Origin of the sequence: Piscicoccus intestinalis NBRC 104926 (assembly GCF_001515525.1) — a bacterium.
GTDB classification, from domain to species: domain Bacteria; phylum Actinomycetota; class Actinomycetes; order Actinomycetales; family Dermatophilaceae; genus Kineosphaera; species Kineosphaera intestinalis.
Map to the genome: position 1 here is coordinate 1 of NZ_BCNQ01000020.1, position 20,730 is coordinate 20,730.

Consider the following 20,730-nt stretch of genomic DNA (forward strand, 5'->3'; position numbering starts at 1 on the left):
GGATTCGCCGACTCGCGCCCCAGCAGGCTCCATCGGGATCGTCGAAATGGCGAATTCTCCGGGGGTGCCGGGGCGGGCCGCGTTACGCCGGCGCGCCGTCCGGCACCGCCCGGTCACGGGCGCCGCGGCCCTTGGTGACGAGCCGGTCCATGATCGCGGCGATGGCACCGTCTCCGGTGACGTTGGTGGCGGTGCCGAAGGAGTCGATCGCGATGTACGTGGCGATCATGAGACCGACCTGGGCCTCGTTGAAGCCCAGCATGCTCGACAGCAGGCCGGCGGCGGTCATGATCGCGCCGCCCGGCACGCCGGGGGCGGCGACCATCGTGATGCCGAGCATGAAGATGAAGCCCGCGACGGCCCCCGGGGAGATCGGCAGGCCGTAGAGCACCATGATCGCCAGCGCGAACGTCGTGATCTTGATCGTCGAGCCCGCCAGGTGGATCGTCGCGCACAGCGGGATGACGAAGGAGGCCACCGGCTCCGAGACGCCCATTCTCATCGCCTGGCGCAGCGTGACGGGGATCGTCGCCGCCGATGACGACGTGCCCAGCGCGGTCGCGTATGCGGGCAGCATCGTCTTGAGCATGACCAGCGGGTTCTTGCGCGCGAACACGCCGGCGACCGTGTACTGGATGAGCAGCAGCACGACGGTCAGCGCGAACACGAGGGCGACCACCCCGAGGAACGTCGAGATGATCGCGAACGCCTCGCCCGTGGCCGACATGTTGAGGAAGATCCCGAAGATGTACAGCGGCAGCAGCGGGATGAGCGTGGCCCGGATGACCATGTTGACGATGTCGCGGAACTCCACCATCGAGCGGTGGATGACGTTGCCGTCCAGGAACGTCAGCGCCACGCCGAGCAGGAAGCTGAGCACCAGCGCGGTCATCACGCCGAAGACCGGCGCCATCTCGACCGTGAAGTAGGCGCCCAGCAGCGCGTCCTCGGGGTTGGTCACCGCGCCGACGCTGCGCCCCGCGAGCAGGCTCGGCAGCACCGCCATGCTCACCGCGTAGCCGAGAAAGCCGGCGAACAGCGTGGAGCCGTAGGCGATCGCCGCGGTGACGCCCAGCCACTTGCCCGCGCCCTTGCCGAGCTCGGAGATCGCGGGCGTGATGAGCCCGACGATGATGAGCGGGATGACGAACCCGAGGTAGTTGCTGAACAGAGCGTTGAACGTCGCGAACACCCGCACGAGCCAGTCCGGGAAGAACAGCCCGCACCCGATGCCGAGCACGATCGCGATGAGCACCCGGGGCAGCAGCCCGAGGCGGCGCCGGCGAGGTCGTCGCTGCTCCTCGGTCGGCTCGGTGGGCTCGGTGGGCTCGGTGGGCTCGGTGGGCTCGGTGGGCTCGGTGGGCTCGGCGGGGCCGGCGGCGGAGGGCGGGGAGTCGGTGCTCACCGACAGCACGCTAGCCCTCCGCCCTCGCGCTCAGGACGTGAATCCGGCGAGCAGCATCGTGGCCCCGAACACGAGCCCGCTGGTGATGAGCGTGACGCTCGTGTAGCCCATGACGTCGCGCACCCGCAGGTTGGCGATGGCGAGCAGCGGCAGCGCCCAGAACGGCTGGATGAGGTTGGTCCACTGGTCGCCGTAGGCGATGCCCATGACGACGATGCCGGGGTCGACGCCGAGCTGTTCGGCGGCGGACAGGAAGATCGGCGCCTGCACGGCGAACTGCCCGCCGCCGCTGGGCACGAAGATGTTGATCAGCCCGCCGGCGAGGAAGGCCCACAGACCCAGCGTGCTCTGCGTGGAGATCGAGACGAAGAAGTCGCTGAACACCGCGACCAGGCCGGTGCCGGTCATGATGCCGAGGATCCCGGCGTACAGCGGGAACTGCAGCAGGATCTCGCCGACGTTGCGGGCGGCGTTCGCGACGAGCCCGGCGAGCTCCTTCGGCGAGCCGACGAGCAGCAGGATGAGGCACAGGAACGTCCAGTTGACGATGTCGAGGGTCAGCGCGAAGCCGGCGTCGGCGAAGTACACGACGAGGTAGACGAGCAGGAAGATCCCCAGCAGCCCGGTGACACCCCGGTTGGAGTCGACCCGGTCGGCGGGCGTGCCGTCGTGCGCGATCTCGGCGTCGTCCTCCTCGGCCAGGTGGGCGCCCTCGGGCAGTTCGACGACCGGGTCGGCCTCCCGCGGCCGCAGCCCCCAGACGGTGGCGGCGATGACGACGATGGCGACGACGATGCCGAGCAGGTTCCACCACGCGAACATCGTCTGGCCGATGGGGATGGTGAACCCGATCTGGCGCTCGACGAAGGAGCCGGGGGTGGCGGCGGTCAGCGGCGCGGAGCCGGAGTAGCCCATGTGCCACACGGCGAAGCCCGAGTAGCCGGCCGCGACGAGCAGCGGGTAGTGCACCCGGATGCCGCGTTCGCGCGCCGCGCGGGCCACCTCGATCGACAGCAGCGCGGCGACGACGAGCCCCAGGCCCCAGCTGATCAGCGCCGCCACCGAGGTGCATACGGCGACGAAGACGTACGCCATCGGCGCCGAGCGCGGCACGGCCGCAAGACGATCCAGCGCCTTGCGGACCGGTCGGGTGTGCGCCAGCGTGTGCCCGAGCAGCAGCACCAGGCACATCTGCGTCATGAACTCGAGCAGACCGGTCAGGCCGTCTCCCCATTCGGTGACGATCTGCAGCGGCCCGGCGTCGGTGAGGCCGAGGGCCAGGGCCGCCACGACGACCGTCAGGGCGATGGCGAAGAACAGTGAGCCGGGCAGGAAGCGCTCGACGGCGCGCACGAGGGGTCTGGTCAGTGTCGTCAGCATCGACTCACTCCGTTGTCTGGTGTCGGTGTCTGGTGTCGGTGTCTGGTGTCGGTGAGGTTCGGTCCGCGGGGTGGGATGACCGGGCCGTCACTCTGCCATGACAGGCCCCTTTTGTCCGTCACATCGGGCCGTTCGGGCGGCGCCGCGGCGCCGCGCGGCTACCGGCGCGACACCGGGGCGTGATAGGCAGAACTCATGGCAACTACCGCTTTCAAGGGCAACCCCGTCCAGACCACCGGCGAGCTGCCGGCCACGGGCTCCGCCGCCCCCACGATCGACCTCGTCGGCGCCGACATGTCCGAGGTCACCTCCGACTCCCTGTCGGGTCGCCGGGTCGTTCTCAACATCTTCCCCAGCGTCGACACCGGCGTGTGCGCCACCAGCGTGCGCAAGTTCAACGAGCTCGCCGCGGGCCTGGAGAACACCACCGTCGTCTGCGCCAGCAAGGACCTGCCGTTCGCGCTGAGCCGGTTCTGCGGCGCCGAGGGAATCGACAACGTCACCGCCGCCTCCGCCTTCCGCAGCAGCTTCGGCGAGGACTACGGCGTCACGATGACCGACGGCCCCTTGCAGGGTCTGCTCGCCCGCTCCGTCGTCGTGCTCGACTCCGACGGCTCGGTGGCCTACACCGAGCTCGTCCCGGAGATCGGCCAGGAGCCCGACTACGACGCGGCGATCGCGGCGCTCTCCTGAGCCTGTCGTGAGCCTGTCGTGAGTCGCTGACACCCGATGTACGCGAAGCGGCCGTCGCCCCCGGGCGGCGGCCGTTTATCGTTCGCTGCATGCCTGCGATCCGCGACGGCCGCGTGACATTCGAGCTGCCCGACCCGCACCGCCGGTTCGGTGCCGTGCGGCTGTGGACGGACATCGTGCTCGGCGAGCCGCGCCCCGACCTCGACTTCGCCCGCGTCGACGACGATTGGCGACTGTCGATCCCGCTGCCGCCCGTCGACCGCCTCGAGTACCAGTTCGTCGCCCGCGAGCGGTCCGGTCCGGAGCCCGAGCCGAGCGCGGACGGGCCGAGCCCGGAGCCCGAGCTCGGCGCGGAGATCTACCTGCTCGATCCGGGCAACCCGCGCCGGGTCGGGGGCGCGTTCGGCGACCACTCCGAGTTGGCACTGCCCGGCTACCAGGCGCCCGCGTGGCTGAATGTGGAGCCGCTCGCTGCGGATCGGCACCAGTACACCCTGGACACCCGGGTGGGGCCGATCGATCTGCAGGTCTGGTCGCCGCACGGGCTCGGGTCCGACTGCCCCGCTCCACTGTTGCTCGCGCACGACGGGTCGGAATTCGACATGCTCGCGGGGCTCACCCACGCGGTGGGCGCCGCGATCGGCTCCGGGCGGCTGCCCGCGCACCGGGTGGCGCTGCTGGCTCCGGGGCCTCGTGACGAGCGGTACGCCGCCAACGACGACTACGCCCACGCCCTGTGCCGCGAGGTGATCCCCGCACTCGCGCAGGGGTATCGGATGTCGGGGCCGCCGACGCTCATGGGCGCCAGCCTCGGTGGGCTGGCCGCGCTGCACGCCCACTGGCGGCACCCGGGCACGCTCGGCGGGCTGTTCCTCGCCTCCGGCTCCTTCTTCACCCCGCACCTGGACCCGCAGGAGTCGGGATACCGCTTCTTCGACGACATCGCCGCCTTCGTCGCGGAGGTCGGCGCCACGCCGCCGGACGCGCCGGCCGCGCGCGAGCTGCCCGCGCTGACGATGGTGTGCGGCACGGCCGAGGAGAACCTCGCGAACAACGAGGAGTTGCGCGGCGCGCTGGGCCGCTGGGGCGACGTCGGGTGGGGCACCGTGCGCGACGGACACTGCTACACCTGCTGGCGCGACCTGCTCGACCCGCACCTCATCGAGCTCCTCGCCCGGGTGGCGGGCGAACCGCCACTCCCGGCCCATTCGGCGGCACAGGGTCATCTGGAGTGACCGCTCGCGAGTGGACACCTTCGTTGCGCCGCACAACATCGCAGTTCACGGACCTGTGAACGCACGCCACTGCGTGCAGTGACCACTCGACGCTCGTCGAGTGGTCACTTGGCCCCACGGGCTCCGGGAGTCGGTCCGGCACGAAACCCACGTTCGCGCCGGAGACCGAGCCCGCGTGAGCAGGGTCACGTCGCGACACACCGGGGGCGCCGGTGTCACGCATGGCGCCACGCCGGGAGCAGGCAACAGACTGACTGGAATGACCCGACCGACGACGGTGGGCCCCCCGCGCTCGGGGGGCCCACTGCTATACCTGCTGCGAACCGCTCCGGCGACGGGTCCGCCACCCGCAGCGCCCGGGGCCCTCGACGATCCCGGATTTCCGGTGGAAGTGAGTCACGCGTGGAGCGCACCTACGTCGAGTTCGACGCGGCCGGGTTCGGTCGCGCCGGCTCCGTCATCCGGTACGGGCACTGGGGCCGCCCCGTGCTGGCCTTCCCCAGCGAGGCCGGCCGGGCCTGGGACTGGGAGAACAACGGCATGGTGGAAGCGGTCCGCCCGCTCATCGACGCCGGGCGCCTCAAGCTCTACTGCGTCGACACCTTCGACGACCAGACGTGGTCGGACCGCTGGCTGCCGCTGGAGGAACGCGCCCGCCGCCACGGCGCCTACGAGGCGTGGGTGACCGGGCCGGTGCTCGACTGGATCCACGCCGACTCCCCCGGCGCGACCGACGCCATCGTCACCGGAGCCAGCATGGGCGCCTACCACGCGCTGCAACTGGCGCTGACCCGCGCCGACCTGTTTCCGGTGGCGCTGTGCCTGTCGGGCAACTACGACCCCTCGACCTGGCACGCCTGGGGCGAGCGCGGTGACGCCGCCTACTTCACCAACCCCACCGACTACGTCTCCGGGCTGCACGGCCCGCACCTGGACTGGCTGCGCTCGCGGCTGCACGTCGTGCTCGTCGTCGGCCAGGGCGCGTGGGAGGTGCACCCGACGCAGGCGCTGCCGTCGACGCACCGCATGGCCGGGCTGCTGCGCGACAAGGGCATCCCCCACGAGCTCGACGTGTGGGGCCACGACGTCGCCCACGACTGGCCCTGGTGGCAGCGCCAACTCGCGCATCACCTGGCCCGGTTCTGCTGAGGCGGGCCGCTCGCGCGGCGGTGACCTACGGCCGCAGCTCGCCCGCCAGCGTCTCCAGGAGCCGTTCGCTGGCCTCGGGAACGGACACCTCTCCCGAGACCACCTGCGCCTCCAGCCGCGGGGCGAGCGAGCGCACCGACTCCGATTGCCGGAGGGCGTCGAGCAGCGACGCCTGCGTCAGGGCCCACAGCCAGGAGACCTGCTGACCGGCCCGTCGGCGCGCGAGCGACCCTTCCTGCTCGAGGGCGGACCGGTGCGCCTGCACCGCCTGCCACACGTCGTCCAGCCCGGCGCCGGTGCGGGCGCTGCACGTCAGCACCGCCGGGGGTCGCTGCCCGTCGTCGGCCATGAGGCGCATCGCTCCACGCAGCTCCCGCGCGCATACCCGTGCCTCGCCGGCGTTGTCGCCGTCGGCCTTGTTGACCGCGATGACATCGACCCGCTCGAGGATGCCGCGTTTGATGCCTTGCAGCTGGTCGCCGCTGCGGGCCAGGGCGAGCATGAGGAAGGTGTCGACCATCTCGGCGACGGCGACCTCGGACTGGCCGACCCCGACGGTCTCGACGAGGACGACGTCATAGCCGGCAGCCTCCAGCACGATCATCGACTCGCGGGTGGCCCGCGCCACGCCGCCGAGGTGTCCGCCGGACGGCGAGGGCCGCACGAAGGCCTCGTCGTGGGCCGACAGCTGCGCCATGCGGGTGCGATCCCCGAGGATGCTGCCGCCGGTGCGGGTGGAACTGGGGTCGACGGCCACGACGGCCACCTTGTGCCCAGCCTCGATGAGCCGGATGCCGAGCGCGTCGATGAACGTCGACTTGCCGACGCCCGGGACTCCGGAGATACCCACCCGGTACGCCGACCCGGTGCGCGGCGCCAACTGGGCCAGCAGCTGCCGGGCGCGGGAACGGTGGTCAGGCCGGGTCGACTCCACGAGCGTGATCGCCCGGGAGAGGGCCAGCCGCGACCCCTGGCCCACCCCGGCGACCAGCGTGTCGACGTCGTAGGGGTCAGCCATCGGCGCCTTCGGTGCTGGTGTTGGCGGCGCTGGCGACGCTCGGGTCGAAGCGCTCCAGTAGCTTGCCGAGCAGCCCAACCGCTGCCTGCGTGATGACGGTGCCGGGCGGGTAGATCTCGTCGGCCCCGGCCGCGCGCAGCTCATCGAAGTCCTGGGCCGGGATGACACCGCCGACGACGATCATCATGTCGGTCAGCCCCTCTGCATCGAGCTCGCGACGTAGGGCCGGCACCAGGGTCAGATGCCCCGCGGCCAGCGAGGACACGCCGACCACATGCACGTCCGCCTCGAGCGCCTGGCGGGCCACCTCGGCGGGCGTCTGGAACAACGGACCCACGTCGACGTCGAAGCCCAGGTCGGCGAAGGCGGTCGCGATGACCTTCTGGCCCCGGTCGTGCCCATCCTGACCCATCTTGGCCACGAGGATCCGCGGGCGGCGGCCCTGGGCCTTCTCGAACTGCGCCACCAGCTCCTGCGCCCTCTCGATAGCCTCCACGCCGCCGGACTCCTTTCGGTAGACACCGCTGATCGTGCGGATCTGCGCGGTGTAGCGCCCGAACACCTTTTCCATCGCCGCGGAGATCTCCCCGACCGTGGCCTTGGCACGGGCCGCGTCGATCGCCAGGGCGAGCAGGTTGGCGCCGCCCCCGGCCGAGCCCCTCGTGTCCGCGGCCGCGTTGGTCAGACGCTCGAGGGCGGCCTGGGTGGCTTCCTCGTTGCGCTCCTCCTTCAGGCGGCGCAGCTTGTCGAGCTGACTAGCGCGCACGGACGCGTTGTCGACCTTGAGCACCTCGATCGGTTCGTCGCCCTCGACCTGGTACTTGTTGACACCGATGACCGGCTGGCGGCCCGCGTCGATGCGAGCCTGCGTGCGCGCCGCGGCCTCCTCGATACGCATCTTCGGGATGCCGGCCTCGATCGCCTTCGCCATGCCGCCGGCGGACTCGACCTCCTCGATGTGCGCCCACGCGCGGCGGGCCAGGTCGTGGGTCAACCGCTCCACGTACGCGCTGCCGCCCCACGGGTCGATGACCCGGCACGTGCCCGACTCCTGCTGCAGGAACAGCTGGGTATTGCGGGCGATGCGGGCCGAGAAGTCGGTGGGTAGCGCGATCGCCTCGTCGAGGGCGTTGGTGTGCAACGACTGGGTGTGCCCCTGCGTCGAGGCCATCGCCTCGATACACGTGCGGATGACATTGTTGTACACGTCCTGCGCCGTCAGCGACCACCCCGACGTCTGGGAGTGGGTCCGCAGCGACATCGACTTCGGGTTCTTCGGTGCGAAGTCGCGCACCAGCCGGGCCCACAGCAACCGGGCGGCGCGCATCTTGGCGACCTCCATGAAGAAGTTCATGCCGATGGCCCAGAAGAAGGAGAGCCGCGGCGCGAACGCGTCCACGTCCAGCCCCACGCTGCGGCCCGCGCGGATGTACTCGACCCCGTCGGCCAGGGTGTAGGCGAGCTCCAGATCGGCGGTCGCCCCGGCCTCCTGCATGTGGTAGCCGGAGATCGAGATGGAGTTGAACCGCGGCATGTTCGCGCTGGTGTAGGCGAAGATGTCGGAGATGATCCGCATCGAGGGCAGCGGCGGATAGATGTAGGTGTTGCGGACCATGAACTCCTTAAGAATGTCGTTCTGGATGGTCCCTGACAGCTGGTCCGGGCTGGCCCCTTGCTCCTCGGCCGCCACGACGTACAGCGCGAGCACCGGCAACACCGCGCCGTTCATCGTCATCGACACGCTCATCTGGTCCAGCGGGATGCCGTCGAACAACGTGCGCATGTCGTAGATCGAGTCGATCGCCACGCCTGCCATGCCGACGTCACCTTCCACGCGCGGGTGATCGGAGTCGTAGCCGCGGTGGGTGGCCAGGTCGAACGCCACCGAAAGGCCCTTCTGGCCCGCCGCGAGGTTGCGCCGGTAGAACGCATTGGATTCTTCGGCGGTGGAGAAGCCGGCGTACTGCCGGATCGTCCAGGGCTGGAAGGCGTACATCGTCGGGTACGGGCCGCGCAGGTAGGGCGGGGCACCCGGCACGGTGCGCAGGAAGTCCAGGCCCTCCAGGTCGGTGTCGGTGTACAGCGGCGGCACGAGGATGTGCTCGGGGGTCTGCCAGCCGGTGGAGTAGGAGGCGTTGGCCGAGACCAGCTGCTCCCAACGCCGCTCGGAGTCGGCGGGCGGCGCCCCAGACCCGAGTTCGATGCCGTCGAAACGCGGGATGGTGCTCATGCCGTCTCCTGTCCGTGGTCAGTCGTGTCGCTCGTACCGCTTGTCTCGATCGCGTCGTCGAGGTGCGCCGCGCCGGTCCGGCCGCCAGGGGCGCCGAGCAGATCCAGGATCTGTGTCAGGACGGCGACGACATCGACGCCGACCCCGATCGCGTCGTCAACGCAATCGGCGTGCTCGCCCAGTTCGCTCGCCCGCGCGGCGATGTAGAGCCGCACAACGCCGGCCGCGCGCAGCGCCTGCGCGACCTGGGCGCCCTCCTCGGCGTACCGCGGGGTCGACGAGCACAGCACCGCGACCCGCGCGCCGCACTGCGCGGCGCGCTCTCCGAACTCGTGCGGGGTGCCCCCCTCGCTGCGCGGTGTCGCCAGCCCGGCGACGGCCAGGAAAGCGCTGGCGAAGGTCTCGCGCGCGCCGAAGTCGCGACGAGCCCCCAGGCATGCGAGGAATACCTCCGGCGGGGAGCCGGTGACCGCGGCGTGGGCCGCGGATCGGTCGCGCAGTCGCTCGAACATCTCGGCGTCGCGGTGGATGGGTAGTCCGCCGCCCTCGTGTTCGGGACGGCCCACTCGCACCAGCGGCTGCTCGTCGACCTGCGGGAACATGCTCACCCCGGTCAGCGGTAGCGTGCGACGGGCCAGTCGGCGATCGCGTTCGGCGGTCGTGGCCGCCAGGCGGGCCTGGACGTCACCGTCGGCCAGGGCGCGCGACATGCCGCCGCGGGACTCGATCTCTCCGAACGCCGACCAGGCCCGCCGCGCGATCTCGTCGGTGAGGGTCTCGACGTACCAGCTGCCCCCGGCGGGGTCGAGCACGCGTCCGACGTTGGACTCCTCGGCCAGCAGGATCTGGGTGTTGCGGGCGATGCGCCGGCTCAGGTCTTCCGGCAGGCCGGCGACGGTGTCGAAGGGCAGCACCGTGATGGCGTCGGCGCCACCCACGACAGCCCCGAAGCAGGCCGTGGTGCCGCGCAGCACGTTGACGTAGGGGTCGTCCCGACTCATCATCCGGTACGAGGTGACCGCGTGGATCCGGGCCCCGCGCTCCGGCTCCGGCACGCCGCACTCCTGCGCGACGCGCGCCCAGGCCCGGCGCAGCGCCCGTAGCTTGGCGATGGTGAGGAACTGGTCGGTGGTGGCGTTGAGTCGAAACTCGAGTTGCCGCACTGCCGTGGCGGAGTCGAGTCCCCCGGCCTCCAGGGCGCGCAGGTACTCCACGCCGGTGGACAGCGCGAAGGCCACCTCGTCGACGTCACCGGCACCGGCATCGTGATACGGCCGCAGGTCAACGGACACGGCACCGACCCCCGGGTAGTTCGCCGCGCAGGCGCGGGCAGCATCGACCATGGCGTCGGGGTCGGCGGGGCGGCCGGTGCGGGCGGCGGCGCCGATGGGGTCGTGGCCCAAATGGCCACGAGCCTGCCGGGTCACCAACCCCCGGTCGCGCCACACGCCGAGCAGTGCCTGCGCGGCCTCGACCTGCGCGTCGACGCCGCCCGCCGAGCCGACGCAGATCGGGGCCAGGTCCAGCAGCACGTCGGCGAGCACGAGGCCGAGTTCGTCGGCGCGCACCGCGTGCTCACCAACCTCCAACCACAGCGAAGTCACCCCGTGCTCGAGGTCGGTCATGATCGAGCGGCGAGTCACGCCGACGTCGGGGTCGTCATAGCGGCCGCGGACCCCCCAGGGCACGGCGGTGGGGCGGTGTCCGCTGCCGCGGGTGAACGGCATGACCCCCGGATGTCCGATGGGCCGCGCCTGCCCCCAGGGGCTGTAGAGGCAGTCGATGGGTACGCCGTCGACGGTCGTGATCTGCAGCCGGTCGACGGCCGCGTCGCCGCTGAGCTGCTTGTCCTGGGGCCGGCCGCGGTTGAGCACCTTGGCGACCGAGGCCTCCCATGCCGAAAGGTCGACCTCGGCGAAGCCGTCGGCCAGCGGGAGCACGCGCGGCTCATCCTCGTCGACCTGCGCCATCGGCACGTCGATCTGGGAGGCGGGCACATCGGCCGGCACGCCGGTGCTCACGGGCGAGCCTCCGCTCCACACAGCACAAGGTCGCCGGTGGTGGGCCGCCCCGAGGTGGGGCGCCAACCCCGGCGCAACAGGTGCGCGAGCGCGGATGAGCCGGCAGGCAGACTGATCTGGGCCCACGGTCGGCTGTGCACGGCGAGGATTTCCTCAACGAGCGACCCGACGATCGCCTCGGCCTCAGCGGCCGGCAGCGCGGACACCACTGCGAGGGGCTCGATACGCACCGTGTCGTCCAGTAGCGACCCGATCGCATATCCCACGAGTCGGGCTTCGATGGCCGCGCTGACGAGCACGAATCCGGGCAACCGCCCCGCATCGATGAGGCGATCGGGCATGGCCGCCAGCGAGGCGTCGATCGCGGCCAGTTGATCGGCCAGTCCGACGGCACCGGCGGCGTCGTAACGCCACAACCGCGGCATAGCGACATGCCCGGACAAGGGCTGCCTGGACTGCTCGGTGAACGATGACTGTGACATGCGGGGACCTCCCCAACCGGGCCTTGCAGGGAGGAGAACGCCGCACCGTCGAACGCCGGGGCGAGCGTTCGCGCCGTCCCTCGAGGCGATGAACGCAGGGCGCGCCGCACGGTGCCGCACGGCGCACTGGCAGGTCTTCGGACTCGCGGGCACGTCCGACCCTGAAGGTCGAGAACTCCTACTGGCCGTCGCTTCCCAGGTGGTCGTCCCAGTGCACGTGACGGCGGTCGTTCCCACTCACCGCTGCGGGGCAGTCCCGGATTCTCACCGGGTTCCCTCTTACGACTCCGCACCCGCAGGCAAGCCTGGGGCCGGAGAACCAGCAAGCCCAACCTAATCGTTCCTCGACCCCGAAGGGGTCGGACCCGCGAGAAAGACCCGCCGACTCCGAGCACGACCGGGGTCGGCGCGTACTCTGGATGCTGCATCGGTTCGGCGCCGCGCGTGCGTGGCGCCGTCGCAAGAGGGAACCCGGTGGAACTCCGGGACTGCCCCGCAGCGGTGAGTGGGAACGAACGCCGTCATGACGCACTGGGCCCCAGCGGCCTGGGAAGCGACGGCCGTAGACACGAGCAGCACGCCCACGAGTCCGAAGACCTGCCGACGCCCGCGCCCGCCGGGCGCGGAGGTCTGCGACTCTCGTGGGTGGAGTCCTGGTGGCGGGTCACCCGCCCGTCCCGTCGGCTCATCGGCGTGGTCGCAGGCCGTCATCGACGAGCTCGCGAGGGATGAGCAGATGCACCGTTACGCAACGCCCGCCGTCAGGCAGCACCCCCCGGCACCGACCACCCACCGAACCGGGCTGGAGCCCCAACTATCGGACTTCCTGTGCGCCCGGCTGCTCGAGGAGTTACCGGCGGCCCGTCAACGCCGAGCGCGCTCTGGAGAGTTGCACGAGACCCTCGCCCGACTCATCCGGGGACAGGACCTGGACGACACGACGCTGCGGTTGCTGCTGCTGGCCTACCGCTCCCACCCGCAGTTCCGCCCCGAATGGGAGACGGTCCGCACGCCGGCCGACGTGGGCGAGGTACCCCGATCCGGTTGACCACCGGATCCGCGGCCCACACCTCCGCCGCGGGCTCGGGATCGGGTCCGCTCCGAAAGGCCACCCCATGCACCGCTCGACCGCAGGCCCCGTGCGCACGTTTCGCGCGCTCACCGCGCCGCTACGCCTGCTGATGCTCACCCAGCTGGGCTTCAACATCGGCTTCTACCTCGTCGTACCGTTTCTGGCCGCGTACATGGAGAACGAGCTGAGACTCACGGGCGCGGTCATCGGCGCGGTGCTCGGGCTACGCACCTTCAGCCAGCAGGGCATGTTCTTCGTCGGCGGGGCGATCGCCGACCGCTGGGGTGTGTGGCGTTCAATCGTCATCGGCTGCCTCGTGCGCATCGCCGGGTTCTTCACGCTGGCCACAGCCACCGGCGTGGTCGCCATGGTCGTCGGCGTCGTGCTGGTCGGCCTGGCCGCCGCGCTCTTCTCGCCCGCGCTGGAGTCCGCCGTCTCCAGCTGGGGCGAGCGCCTCGAATGCGAGGGCGGTCCGAGCCGCACCGAGATCTGGGCGCTGGAGGGCATCGTCAGCCAGGTCGGCGCCGTCGTCGGACCGCTGCTGGGCGCGGTGCTGCTCGTCGTGCCGTTCGAAACCACCTGCGTGATCGCGGCCGGCGTGTTCGGACTCATCCTGCTCGCGCAGCTGGTCTGGCTGCCGCGCGGCTCCCGGGCCAGCGAGCACACCTCGGTCGGGCGAGCCTTGGCCGTCGTCGGCCGCAACCGGGTGTTCCTCGCGTTCGCCGTGCTGCACTCCTGCTACCTGGTCTCCTACAACCAGCTCTATCTGGCGCTCCCGGCCGAGCTGGACCGGATCGGGGCCCCGGCCGCCGCCATCTCCTGGTACTTCCTCCTCGCCGCGGTGGTGATGATCGTCGGCGCGATGCCGCTCGCGCGGCTCGCGCGTCGGCTGGGGCCTCCCCGCGCCTTCGCTCTGGGCTACCTCGCGCTGGCCTGCTGTTTTCTACCGGTGGCCGGCTTCGCTCCCGTCGAGCTGCACGGCCCGGCTCGGTACCTGCCCGCCGCCGCCTTCGTCGCCCTGGTGCACGTGGCGCAGATGCTCGTGTTGCCGATGGCCCGCGACATCGTCGGAGTGATGGCCACCGGCCGCGCGGTCGGCAGCTATCTCGGGGCCCTGTCGACGATCGGCGGAGCCGCGGTGCTTGCGGGCAGCGCGACGGTCGGTCAGGTCATCGACCTGGCCCGGGAGCCGGGGTTGTCGGCGATGACGCCCTGGCTCGTCCTGGCCCTCTTTCCAGCGGTGGCGTCCGGGGCCGTGCCCGCATTGTTGCGTCGACACGACATCGGTCTGCCGAACCAACCACGGCCGCCGGGAGAACCCGACGCGCCCGCCTCAGCCGCGGCGAGCGCCCCTACCCCGCATTCGTCGCCGCTCCGCTTCGGAACAGCTCGACGAGCTCGCGAGTGTACGGATGCCGCGCGGGGTCGAACAGCTCGTCCTGGTCGCACTCGTCCACGATGCGACCCGACTGCATGACGGCGAGGCGGTCGCTCATGAAGCGGGCTGCGGCCAGGTCGTGGGTGATGAACAGCATCGCCACGCCGGTCTCATCGCGCAGATCCTTGAGCAGATTGAGCACCCGTGCCTGGATCGAGACGTCCAGGCTGGCGGTCGGCTCGTCGAGGATCACCACGTCGGGGCGCACGCTCAGCGCCCGCGCGATCGAGACCCTCTGCAGCTGCCCACCGGACAGGGCGCTCGGCCGGGCGTCGAGCACGTCCGGCTCGAGACGCACGCGTCGCATCAGCTCTTCGGCGAAGAGGCGCCGATCCCCGTCGAGAGCGCTCAGGGCCGCCGCGAGCCCACCAGGGCGGCACGCCAGCGGCTCGAGAAGAGACTCGATGATCGGCAGCCGGGGGTTGAACGAGCCCGCGGCGCTCTGGAACACCACCTGCATCCGAGCGCGCCGACGCCGGAACTCCCGGCCGCGCATCGCGGTCAGCTCCGCGCCGTCCAGCCAGATCCGGCCGGAGGCCAGTGGCTCCAGGCCCAACAGGGCACGGGCCAAGGTGCTCTTGCCCGAGCCGCTCTCACCCACCATGCCGAGGCACTCACCCGGCGCCAGACTCAGGGTCACGTTGTCCACGGCCGTGTGTCCGTTGGGGTAGGTCCGCGTCAGGTGCTCCGCGCGCAGGGCCGCGACGCTCGTCATGTGTTGTCCTCCTCGTCGTCGAACACGGGCAGCCGGTCGGGGCGGAGGTCGACCGCCGGCACCGAGGCGAACAGGTTGCGGGTGTACTCGTGCTGCGGTGCCGCGATCACCTCGGCCGTGACCCCCGTCTCCACGATCCGGCCGTCGCGCATGACCGCGATCCGGTCGGCACGGTCGATGACGCAGCGCAGGTCGTGGGTGATGAACAGCACGGCGCACCCTGTGGAGCGGCGCAGGTCGTCGATGCGCGCCAGCACGTCGGCCTGCGTCTTGGCGTCCAACGCGGTTGTCGGCTCGTCGGCGATGAGCAGCCGGGGCCGAAGCATGAGGGCCGTCGCGAGCACAACGCGTTGCATCTGACCGCCGCTGAGCTGGAACGGGTACCGCGTGAGCGTCGCATCCGGGTCGAGGTTGACCTCCTCCAGCGCGTCGGCGATGCGGCGACGCCGTTTATGCCGGTCCAGGCCCGTGTGCGCCGTCAGCGCCTCGTGCATGTGCTCACCCAGCCGGTAGTACGGAGAGAACGCGCCCGTGTAGTTCTGGAAGACGTAACACAGGTTCTGCCCGAGCTCGCGGCGCATCCGGCGCGGCCCGCACGTCAGCAGGTCGGCGTCACCGAGCCGCAACCGGCCCGCCTCCCGGCGCAGGTTCTGCGGCAGCAGGTCACCGATCGCATGAGCGCTGATGCTCTTGCCGGAGCCGCTTTCGCCGATGATGGCCAGCCACTGCCCGGCCTCCACTCCGAACGACACGCCGTGCACGAGCTCGCGGCCGCCGCGAACGCCGATCGTCAGGTTCTGTACCTCAAGCACGGCTCTCACTCAGCCTCGGGTCGATGGAGTATCGCGTGCTGAGCTGGTCTCCCGCAACGCTGGTGAGCACGACGACGAGGAAGATCGCCAGTCCGGGCGCGAGCATGAGCAGGCTGGTCTGGGTGAAGTAGGTGCGCCCTTCGTTGAGCATCGCGCCCCATTCCGGGGACGGCTGGGGCACCCCGAGACCCAGGAACGACAGCGACGCCACGAGCAGCACGATCTTGCCGATGTCGAGGGTGGCCAGCGACAGCACGGGGCCCACGACGTGCGGCAGCAGGTGTTTGTGCACAGTCCGGGTTGTGCTCGACCCGCTGACCCGGGCGACCAGGTAGTAGTCCTGGGTCTTTTCCTGGATGACGACGCTGCGCACCAAGCGCGTGTAGGCGACCCACTTGACGGCCATGACGGCGATGACGAGGTTGCCGAAGCCCGGTCCCATGAGCCCGGTCAGCACGATCGCGACGACGTACTCGGGAAACGACATGAAGGCGTCGCTGACGCGCATGAGCCCCCAGTCGAGGCGGCCGCCGAGGTAACCGGCGTAGAGCCCGACCGGCACCCCGACCGCGATGGAGGCCAAGAGGGCCGCCAGCGCGATGCCCACCGTCGTGCGGCCGCCGGTGAGCACCCGGGAGAACACGTCGCGCCCGAGCTGGTCGGTGCCGGCCAGGTGGCTCCAGCTCGCCGGCGCGAGCGCATCCCCGAGGTTGACCGCCAAGGGATCGTGCGGGGCCAGCCACGGGCCGGCGAGCATCGCGACGAGCAGCGCCACCGCGGCCACCAGCAGGGCCTGTGTGCCGCGCCTCATGCCGCGGTCCCCGATTTCAGGCGCACCTCGGGGCTGATGAGGCGGTAGCTCAGGTCGACCAGCTGGTTGATGATGAGCACCGCGACCCCGATGACGAGGATGAACCCCTGCAGCACCCCGTAGTCGCGGCGGGTGACCGCCTCGACGGCCAGCTGCCCCATGCCGGGCAGCCCGAAGACCGCCTCGACGACCACCGAGCCCGACAGCAGACTGCCCAAGCTGACCCCCATCACGGTGACGACCGGAATGAGGCTGCCGCGCAACACGTGTCGCGTGCGGATGAGCGAGTCCGGAATCCCTCGCGCGCGAGCGGAGCGCACGAAGTCACGCTGCCGGGTCTCCGTGTAGCTCTCCCGGTAGATCTTGATGAACGGAGGCGCGATGGCCGCCGCCAGGCTCACCGTCGGCAGGATCAGGCCCAACCCCTGGTGCCACCCCGAGGCGGGCAGCACCCGCATGTTCACAGAGAACACCTGGATGAGCAGGAGCCCGAGCCAGAAGGTGGGCATCGACGCGGCCACATAGCAGAACAGGCTCACGGCGGAATCGATCCAGGTGCCGCGGTGCAGGGCGGCGGCCGTGCCCAAGGCCAGAACGAGCACGATCGTCACCGCGACAGCCGCGAGGGCCAGGTTCAGCGTCGCGGGCAGTGCGCCGGCAACCTCCGCGGCCACCGGTCGGCCGGTCATCACCGAGGTGCCGAGGTCGCCGTGGGCCAGCCCGACGAGGTACTTGGCGTAGCGCACGACGATCGGGTCATCCAGCCCCAACTGTGCGCGGTAGGCGTCGATCTCGGCCTGGCTCAGCGCGACCGTGTCGACCCGCAGCGCCGACAGGGCGGAGTCTCCTGGAGCGAGGGCCACGACGAGGAAGCTCGCGACCGTGATGGTCCACAGCATGAGCAGCACTTCCGCGAGCCGGGTCAACGCGGCCCGCGCCCACCTACCCACGATCGAGGTCCTTGGTGATCATGGGGAACTCGAACTCGTTCGGCGGGGTCGTCCAGCCGGTCACCGAGGTGTCGTAGGCGGCGGTCTCGTTCGGCGAGACGATGTAGGCGTTCAGGTAGTCGTCGCGCACCATAGAGCCGATCTGCTTGGCGACCTGCGCCCGGGGGCCGACGCCCGAGGTCGCGTTGAACCGCGAGTTCAGCGTGTTGAGCGCGGCCACGTCGAGATGCCCGTGATTCTGCGCGCCGCCCGGGCTCAGCGAACCGTTGATGAAGTACGAGCCGTCCCCGCGGGTGATCGTGTTGACAGAGTACGTCGCCAGGTCCCAGCCGCTCCGGTTCTTGTCGAGGTGCTCATCGATGTTGTCGGCGGTGACGATGCTCAACGAGATGCCCACGTGCGAGGCGGCGTTCTCGACGACCTGCGCGATGCCCGGTAGCTCCGGTCGCGCCACATACGTGACGATGTTCATCGCCAGTGGGGCTCCGCCGCGGGTGACGCGCCCGCCGCTCACATCCAGCCCGGCGGCCCGGAAGTGCGCGAGCGCCACCTCGGTGCCGTGCTCGCGCGCCGGCCCGGCGGGCGGGGTGATGATGCGGCCGGTGGGGAAAGGGCTGTCGGTGGACTGACCCTCGCCGCTGAGCACGGTCTTGGTGATCGCGTCGCGATCGATGAGCGCGTCGATGCCGCGACGGAACTCCTCGTTGGCCCACAGCGTGGCGTTCGGCCCGTCGAAGTTGTAGAGCAGGTGGTAGACGCGGGTGCCGGGCACGGACTCGACCCGCATGCGCGAGTCGCCGCGGAGCGCGTCCAGGCTCTCGGTGGACGGCCGGTAGATGAGATCGGCCTCACCGGACTGCAGCGCCAGCAGGCGAGCGTTCGCGTCCTGGTTGGCCGTCATCGTCACGTGGGCGAGCTTGGCCGGGCCACCCCAGTAGCCGTCGTAGCGCGACAACCGGGCCTCTCCGCGGATGTCGAACGCCTCGAACGCGAACGGACCGGTGCCGATCGGCAGCGTGCCGTCGGCGTCGGTGTCGACGATCACGGTGTTGAAATGCACGAACTCCGAAGGCAACCCGGGAGCCGGGGCGGAAGTGTGGATCTGCAGGGTCTGCCCCGAGGCGTTCATCGACGCGATCGGCAGCAGCTTGGCCACCCCGGGGTTGACCTCGATGACCCGCGCGATGCTCTTACGCACCGCCTCCGCGTCGACGGGTTTGCCGTTGTGGAAGGTGACACCGTCACGGATCGTGAAGGTCCACGTCGTCGGGTCCGTGGCCGTCCAGCTCTGCGCGAGCGCCGGGGCCAGCTCGAGGCTCTTCGGGTCGAGCCCGACGAGGGTCTCGACGGCGCCGGAGTTGAGGATGAACGAGGACTGCACGACTTGGGGGTCGGTAGTGTTGGCCGGGTAGACGGTCATGAACCGCAGCGAATGCCCGTCACCCGTGGCAGCGCCGCCTCCGGCGGCGGTGCCGTCGCTGACCGCGCAGCCTGCGAGAAGAGTCAGCATCAGGGCGAGCGCGGACCACAATGAGCGTTTCTTCATGACGGCGATACCTTCCGTTGGGTGTCAGGCCCGGTCGCCGAGGGCGACGATGTGTTCGGGAAGCCGCTCGTTGTCGCCGTACATGAAGTGATTGCGCATGTTTTCCGAGAAGCGGCTCGCGGGGGTGGTCACACCGACGGCCTCGGCGACCTCGCGCACGAGCATCGGCGAGGCCCCGCAGCACACCCCGAGGTAACCGACCCCCATCGCGTGCGCTTGTGCGGCGAAGGCGCCAATCTCGTAGCGGTTCGCGGACTGCGGGTCGAGCGCCGTCGGAAATGTACGTCCGTGCGGGGCGGGCACGCGGGCGCGGTCGTCGTGCAGGTTGAAGAACGTCGGCTCGGTCGGCGATGTGCGGTACGGCACCGGCAGCGCGGCGACCGGGCACGACACCGCCTCCCGGATGCGGCGCAGCCACGGCAGCATCGTGTCCGGACCACGGAAGCAGTTCATGCCGACCACGTCGGCCCCGGCTTGTTCCAGCTCCTGGCACGCCGCAACGATCCCCACGCCGTCGCTCATCTCGTCACCGGCCATCGGCGCGATCGTCAGCACGACTGGCAACCCGCTAGCGCTGGCCACCTCCAGCGCCGACAGGGCCTCGCCGGCGTAGTAGAAGGTCTCGCCGATGATGATGTCGGCACCCTCTTCGAGCGCCCAACCCACCATCTCGGTGAACATCGCCCGGACCTCGCGCTGACGGGCCGGATCGGCGGGGTCCCAGATGTTGCTGTTGGAGATGTTGCCGGCCATCAGGTTGTCGGGCACCGCGTCGGCGACCTCGCGGGCGATCCGTAGCGCCGACCGGTTCAGGGGCTCCAGGAGGTCTTCCTTGCCGATGACCCGCAGTTTCTCGCGGTGTCCGTTGTAGGTGAACGCCTCGACGATGTCCGAGCCCGCGTGCTGGAAGTCCTGGTGCAGGGTGCGCAGGGCGTCCGGAAACTCCAGCGCGACCTCCGGTACGAATTCACCCGCCGTCAGGTATCCGCGGCGCTCGAGTTCGAAGAGAAAGCCCTCGGCACAGATCAGGGGTCCGGAGGCGAGACGGTCGGTCAGCTGGTTCGCGCGCATGCGTGGCTCCTCGGCAACGGGTTCTCGCCGTCCACGCACGGTTCAGGAAGCTCGCGGCCTTGAGGCCGGCACGGCCCGTCGTCGGCAGGGTTCGCGAGACGGCCCGGCGTGAATCACCGGGGCTCGTGAACGTGCACGCTCTGGGCACAGCCACTCCATCGCTCGTGGATCGGCGCTACGGATGGCGAGGCAGGCGGTCTCCTGACTTGCGGGTCGAACGCCTACCCCTGCCTTCCCAGGCCGTGCGGCCCAGTGGCGTCGTGCGGGGTGCGGCTTCCCGTTCACAGTGGCGAGGACCGTGTCGGACTTCCACCGACTTCCCGGTTCTGCTTCGCTGCCGGGAAACGTACCACCTCTATGACGCTCGGCGTGCGGCGCTCGTCGTACGGATCGCGGCGTCGGGTGGATTCAGCCCGCGAGCACGCAATCCCCGCACAGCCCCTCGGGCCGCCCGAACACGCGGTAGATGAGGCAGCAGCTGCGCCGGCGGAACCCGGGGCCGGTGCGCAGAGCCCCGTCGTCCACGCGCGGGTCCGCCAACACCCGATCGGCCGCGGCCCGGGCCGCCGGGGCCAGGCGCGGTCGCGCCGCGGCGATCTGGGAGGCGGCACCGTTGGCCGCCGACCCCACGTTGCCCCACGCGACCCGCGACCCCACCCCGTGGCGGCCGGCGACCGCCTCCGTCAGCCGTGCCACCGCCTC

Annotated in this window: 16 protein-coding genes, 2 pseudogenes and 3 riboswitches; of the genes and pseudogenes, 5 read left to right on the plus strand and 13 right to left on the minus strand. The window is 70.7% G+C overall.

Going from position 1 to position 20,730, the window contains the following annotated elements:
• Positions 1–82: 82 nt before the first annotated feature.
• The gene (locus PINTE_RS05535; RefSeq protein WP_068427354.1) at positions 83–1,267 is read right to left on the minus strand and encodes a dicarboxylate/amino acid:cation symporter; all 1,185 of its coding nucleotides are present in this window, start codon (positions 1,265–1,267) and stop codon (positions 83–85) included.
• Between the two features lie 168 nt (positions 1,268–1,435).
• Positions 1,436–2,785: a short-chain fatty acid transporter gene (locus PINTE_RS05540; protein ID WP_068427329.1), complete on the minus strand. Its 1,350-nt coding sequence runs from the start codon at positions 2,783–2,785 to the stop codon at positions 1,436–1,438.
• Positions 2,786–2,980: 195 nt separating this feature from the next.
• Between PINTE_RS05540 and tpx the strand changes: the two genes are divergently transcribed.
• The 3 genes from tpx (at position 2,981) to PINTE_RS05555 (ending at position 5,862) form a co-directional block, all read left to right on the plus strand.
• Entirely contained in the window at positions 2,981–3,478 is a 498-nt protein-coding gene (tpx, locus tag PINTE_RS05545; RefSeq protein ID WP_068427333.1) for a thiol peroxidase, read from the plus strand.
• An 89-nt stretch (positions 3,479–3,567) separates the two neighbouring features.
• Positions 3,568–4,713, plus strand: coding sequence for an alpha/beta hydrolase (locus tag PINTE_RS05550; protein WP_068427334.1), 1,146 nt, complete (start codon positions 3,568–3,570; stop codon positions 4,711–4,713).
• Positions 4,714–5,115: 402 nt separating this feature from the next.
• A complete protein-coding gene (locus PINTE_RS05555; protein ID WP_068427335.1) occupies positions 5,116–5,862 on the plus strand; it encodes an esterase family protein in 747 nt (248 codons plus the stop codon).
• A 25-nt stretch (positions 5,863–5,887) separates the two neighbouring features.
• On the opposite strand, the gene meaB is transcribed toward PINTE_RS05555, so the two are convergent.
• The 4 genes from meaB to PINTE_RS05575 are packed head-to-tail and all read right to left on the minus strand — an operon-like array spanning position 5,888 to position 11,613.
• Complete coding sequence (gene meaB / locus PINTE_RS05560; RefSeq protein WP_068427336.1) at positions 5,888–6,880, minus strand: methylmalonyl Co-A mutase-associated GTPase MeaB; 993 nt, start codon at positions 6,878–6,880, stop codon at positions 5,888–5,890.
• Positions 6,873–9,110: a methylmalonyl-CoA mutase gene (gene scpA, locus PINTE_RS05565; RefSeq protein ID WP_068427337.1), complete on the minus strand. Its 2,238-nt coding sequence runs from the start codon at positions 9,108–9,110 to the stop codon at positions 6,873–6,875. Before scpA ends, meaB begins: the two co-directional genes overlap by 8 nt.
• Positions 9,107–11,131, minus strand: a complete 2,025-nt coding sequence (locus PINTE_RS05570) for a methylmalonyl-CoA mutase family protein (RefSeq protein WP_245642822.1) — start codon at positions 11,129–11,131, stop codon at positions 9,107–9,109. Before PINTE_RS05570 ends, scpA begins: the two co-directional genes overlap by 4 nt.
• On the minus strand, positions 11,128–11,613 hold the full coding sequence (locus PINTE_RS05575; protein ID WP_157087095.1) for a hypothetical protein: 486 nt from the start codon (positions 11,611–11,613) through the stop codon (positions 11,128–11,130). The genes PINTE_RS05570 and PINTE_RS05575 overlap by 4 nt, the downstream gene beginning before the upstream one ends.
• A 111-nt stretch (positions 11,614–11,724) precedes the next feature.
• A riboswitch (cobalamin riboswitch) is annotated at positions 11,725–11,952 on the minus strand.
• A 72-nt stretch (positions 11,953–12,024) separates the two neighbouring features.
• Positions 12,025–12,232: riboswitch (cobalamin riboswitch) on the plus strand.
• 15 nt (positions 12,233–12,247) lie between these two features.
• Between PINTE_RS05575 and PINTE_RS05580 the strand changes: the two are divergent.
• Positions 12,248–12,661, plus strand: a pseudogene (locus PINTE_RS05580) (DUF6221 family protein); the annotation flags it as partial.
• A 67-nt stretch (positions 12,662–12,728) separates the two neighbouring features.
• Positions 12,729–14,162: an MFS transporter gene (locus PINTE_RS05585; RefSeq protein ID WP_084343279.1), complete on the plus strand. Its 1,434-nt coding sequence runs from the start codon at positions 12,729–12,731 to the stop codon at positions 14,160–14,162.
• 55 nt (positions 14,163–14,217) lie between these two features.
• On the opposite strand, the pseudogene PINTE_RS24175 reads toward PINTE_RS05585, so the two are convergent.
• The 7 genes and pseudogenes from PINTE_RS24175 to PINTE_RS05615 form a co-directional block, all read right to left on the minus strand.
• A pseudogene (locus tag PINTE_RS24175) lies at positions 14,218–14,838 on the minus strand (ABC transporter ATP-binding protein); the annotation flags it as partial.
• On the minus strand, positions 14,835–15,650 hold the full coding sequence (locus PINTE_RS05590) for an ATP-binding cassette domain-containing protein (RefSeq protein WP_068427343.1): 816 nt from the start codon (positions 15,648–15,650) through the stop codon (positions 14,835–14,837). The gene PINTE_RS05590 and the pseudogene PINTE_RS24175, both read right to left, overlap by 4 nt.
• A complete protein-coding gene (nikC, locus tag PINTE_RS05595; protein ID WP_068427345.1) occupies positions 15,643–16,461 on the minus strand; it encodes a nickel transporter permease in 819 nt (272 codons plus the stop codon). The genes PINTE_RS05590 and nikC overlap by 8 nt, the downstream gene beginning before the upstream one ends.
• Entirely contained in the window at positions 16,458–17,411 is a 954-nt protein-coding gene (locus PINTE_RS05600) for an ABC transporter permease (RefSeq protein WP_157087096.1), read from the minus strand. The genes nikC and PINTE_RS05600 overlap by 4 nt, the downstream gene beginning before the upstream one ends.
• Entirely contained in the window at positions 17,404–18,957 is a 1,554-nt protein-coding gene (locus PINTE_RS05605; protein WP_068427349.1) for an ABC transporter substrate-binding protein, read from the minus strand. The genes PINTE_RS05600 and PINTE_RS05605 overlap by 8 nt, the downstream gene beginning before the upstream one ends.
• 24 nt (positions 18,958–18,981) lie before the next feature.
• Entirely contained in the window at positions 18,982–20,028 is a 1,047-nt protein-coding gene (locus PINTE_RS05610; protein WP_068427351.1) for a homocysteine S-methyltransferase family protein, read from the minus strand.
• A 179-nt stretch (positions 20,029–20,207) separates the two neighbouring features.
• A riboswitch (cobalamin riboswitch) is annotated at positions 20,208–20,389 on the minus strand.
• A 47-nt stretch (positions 20,390–20,436) separates the two neighbouring features.
• A partial coding sequence (locus PINTE_RS05615) for a (2Fe-2S)-binding protein (protein WP_169798464.1) occupies positions 20,437–20,730 on the minus strand: 294 nt, incomplete at its 5' end.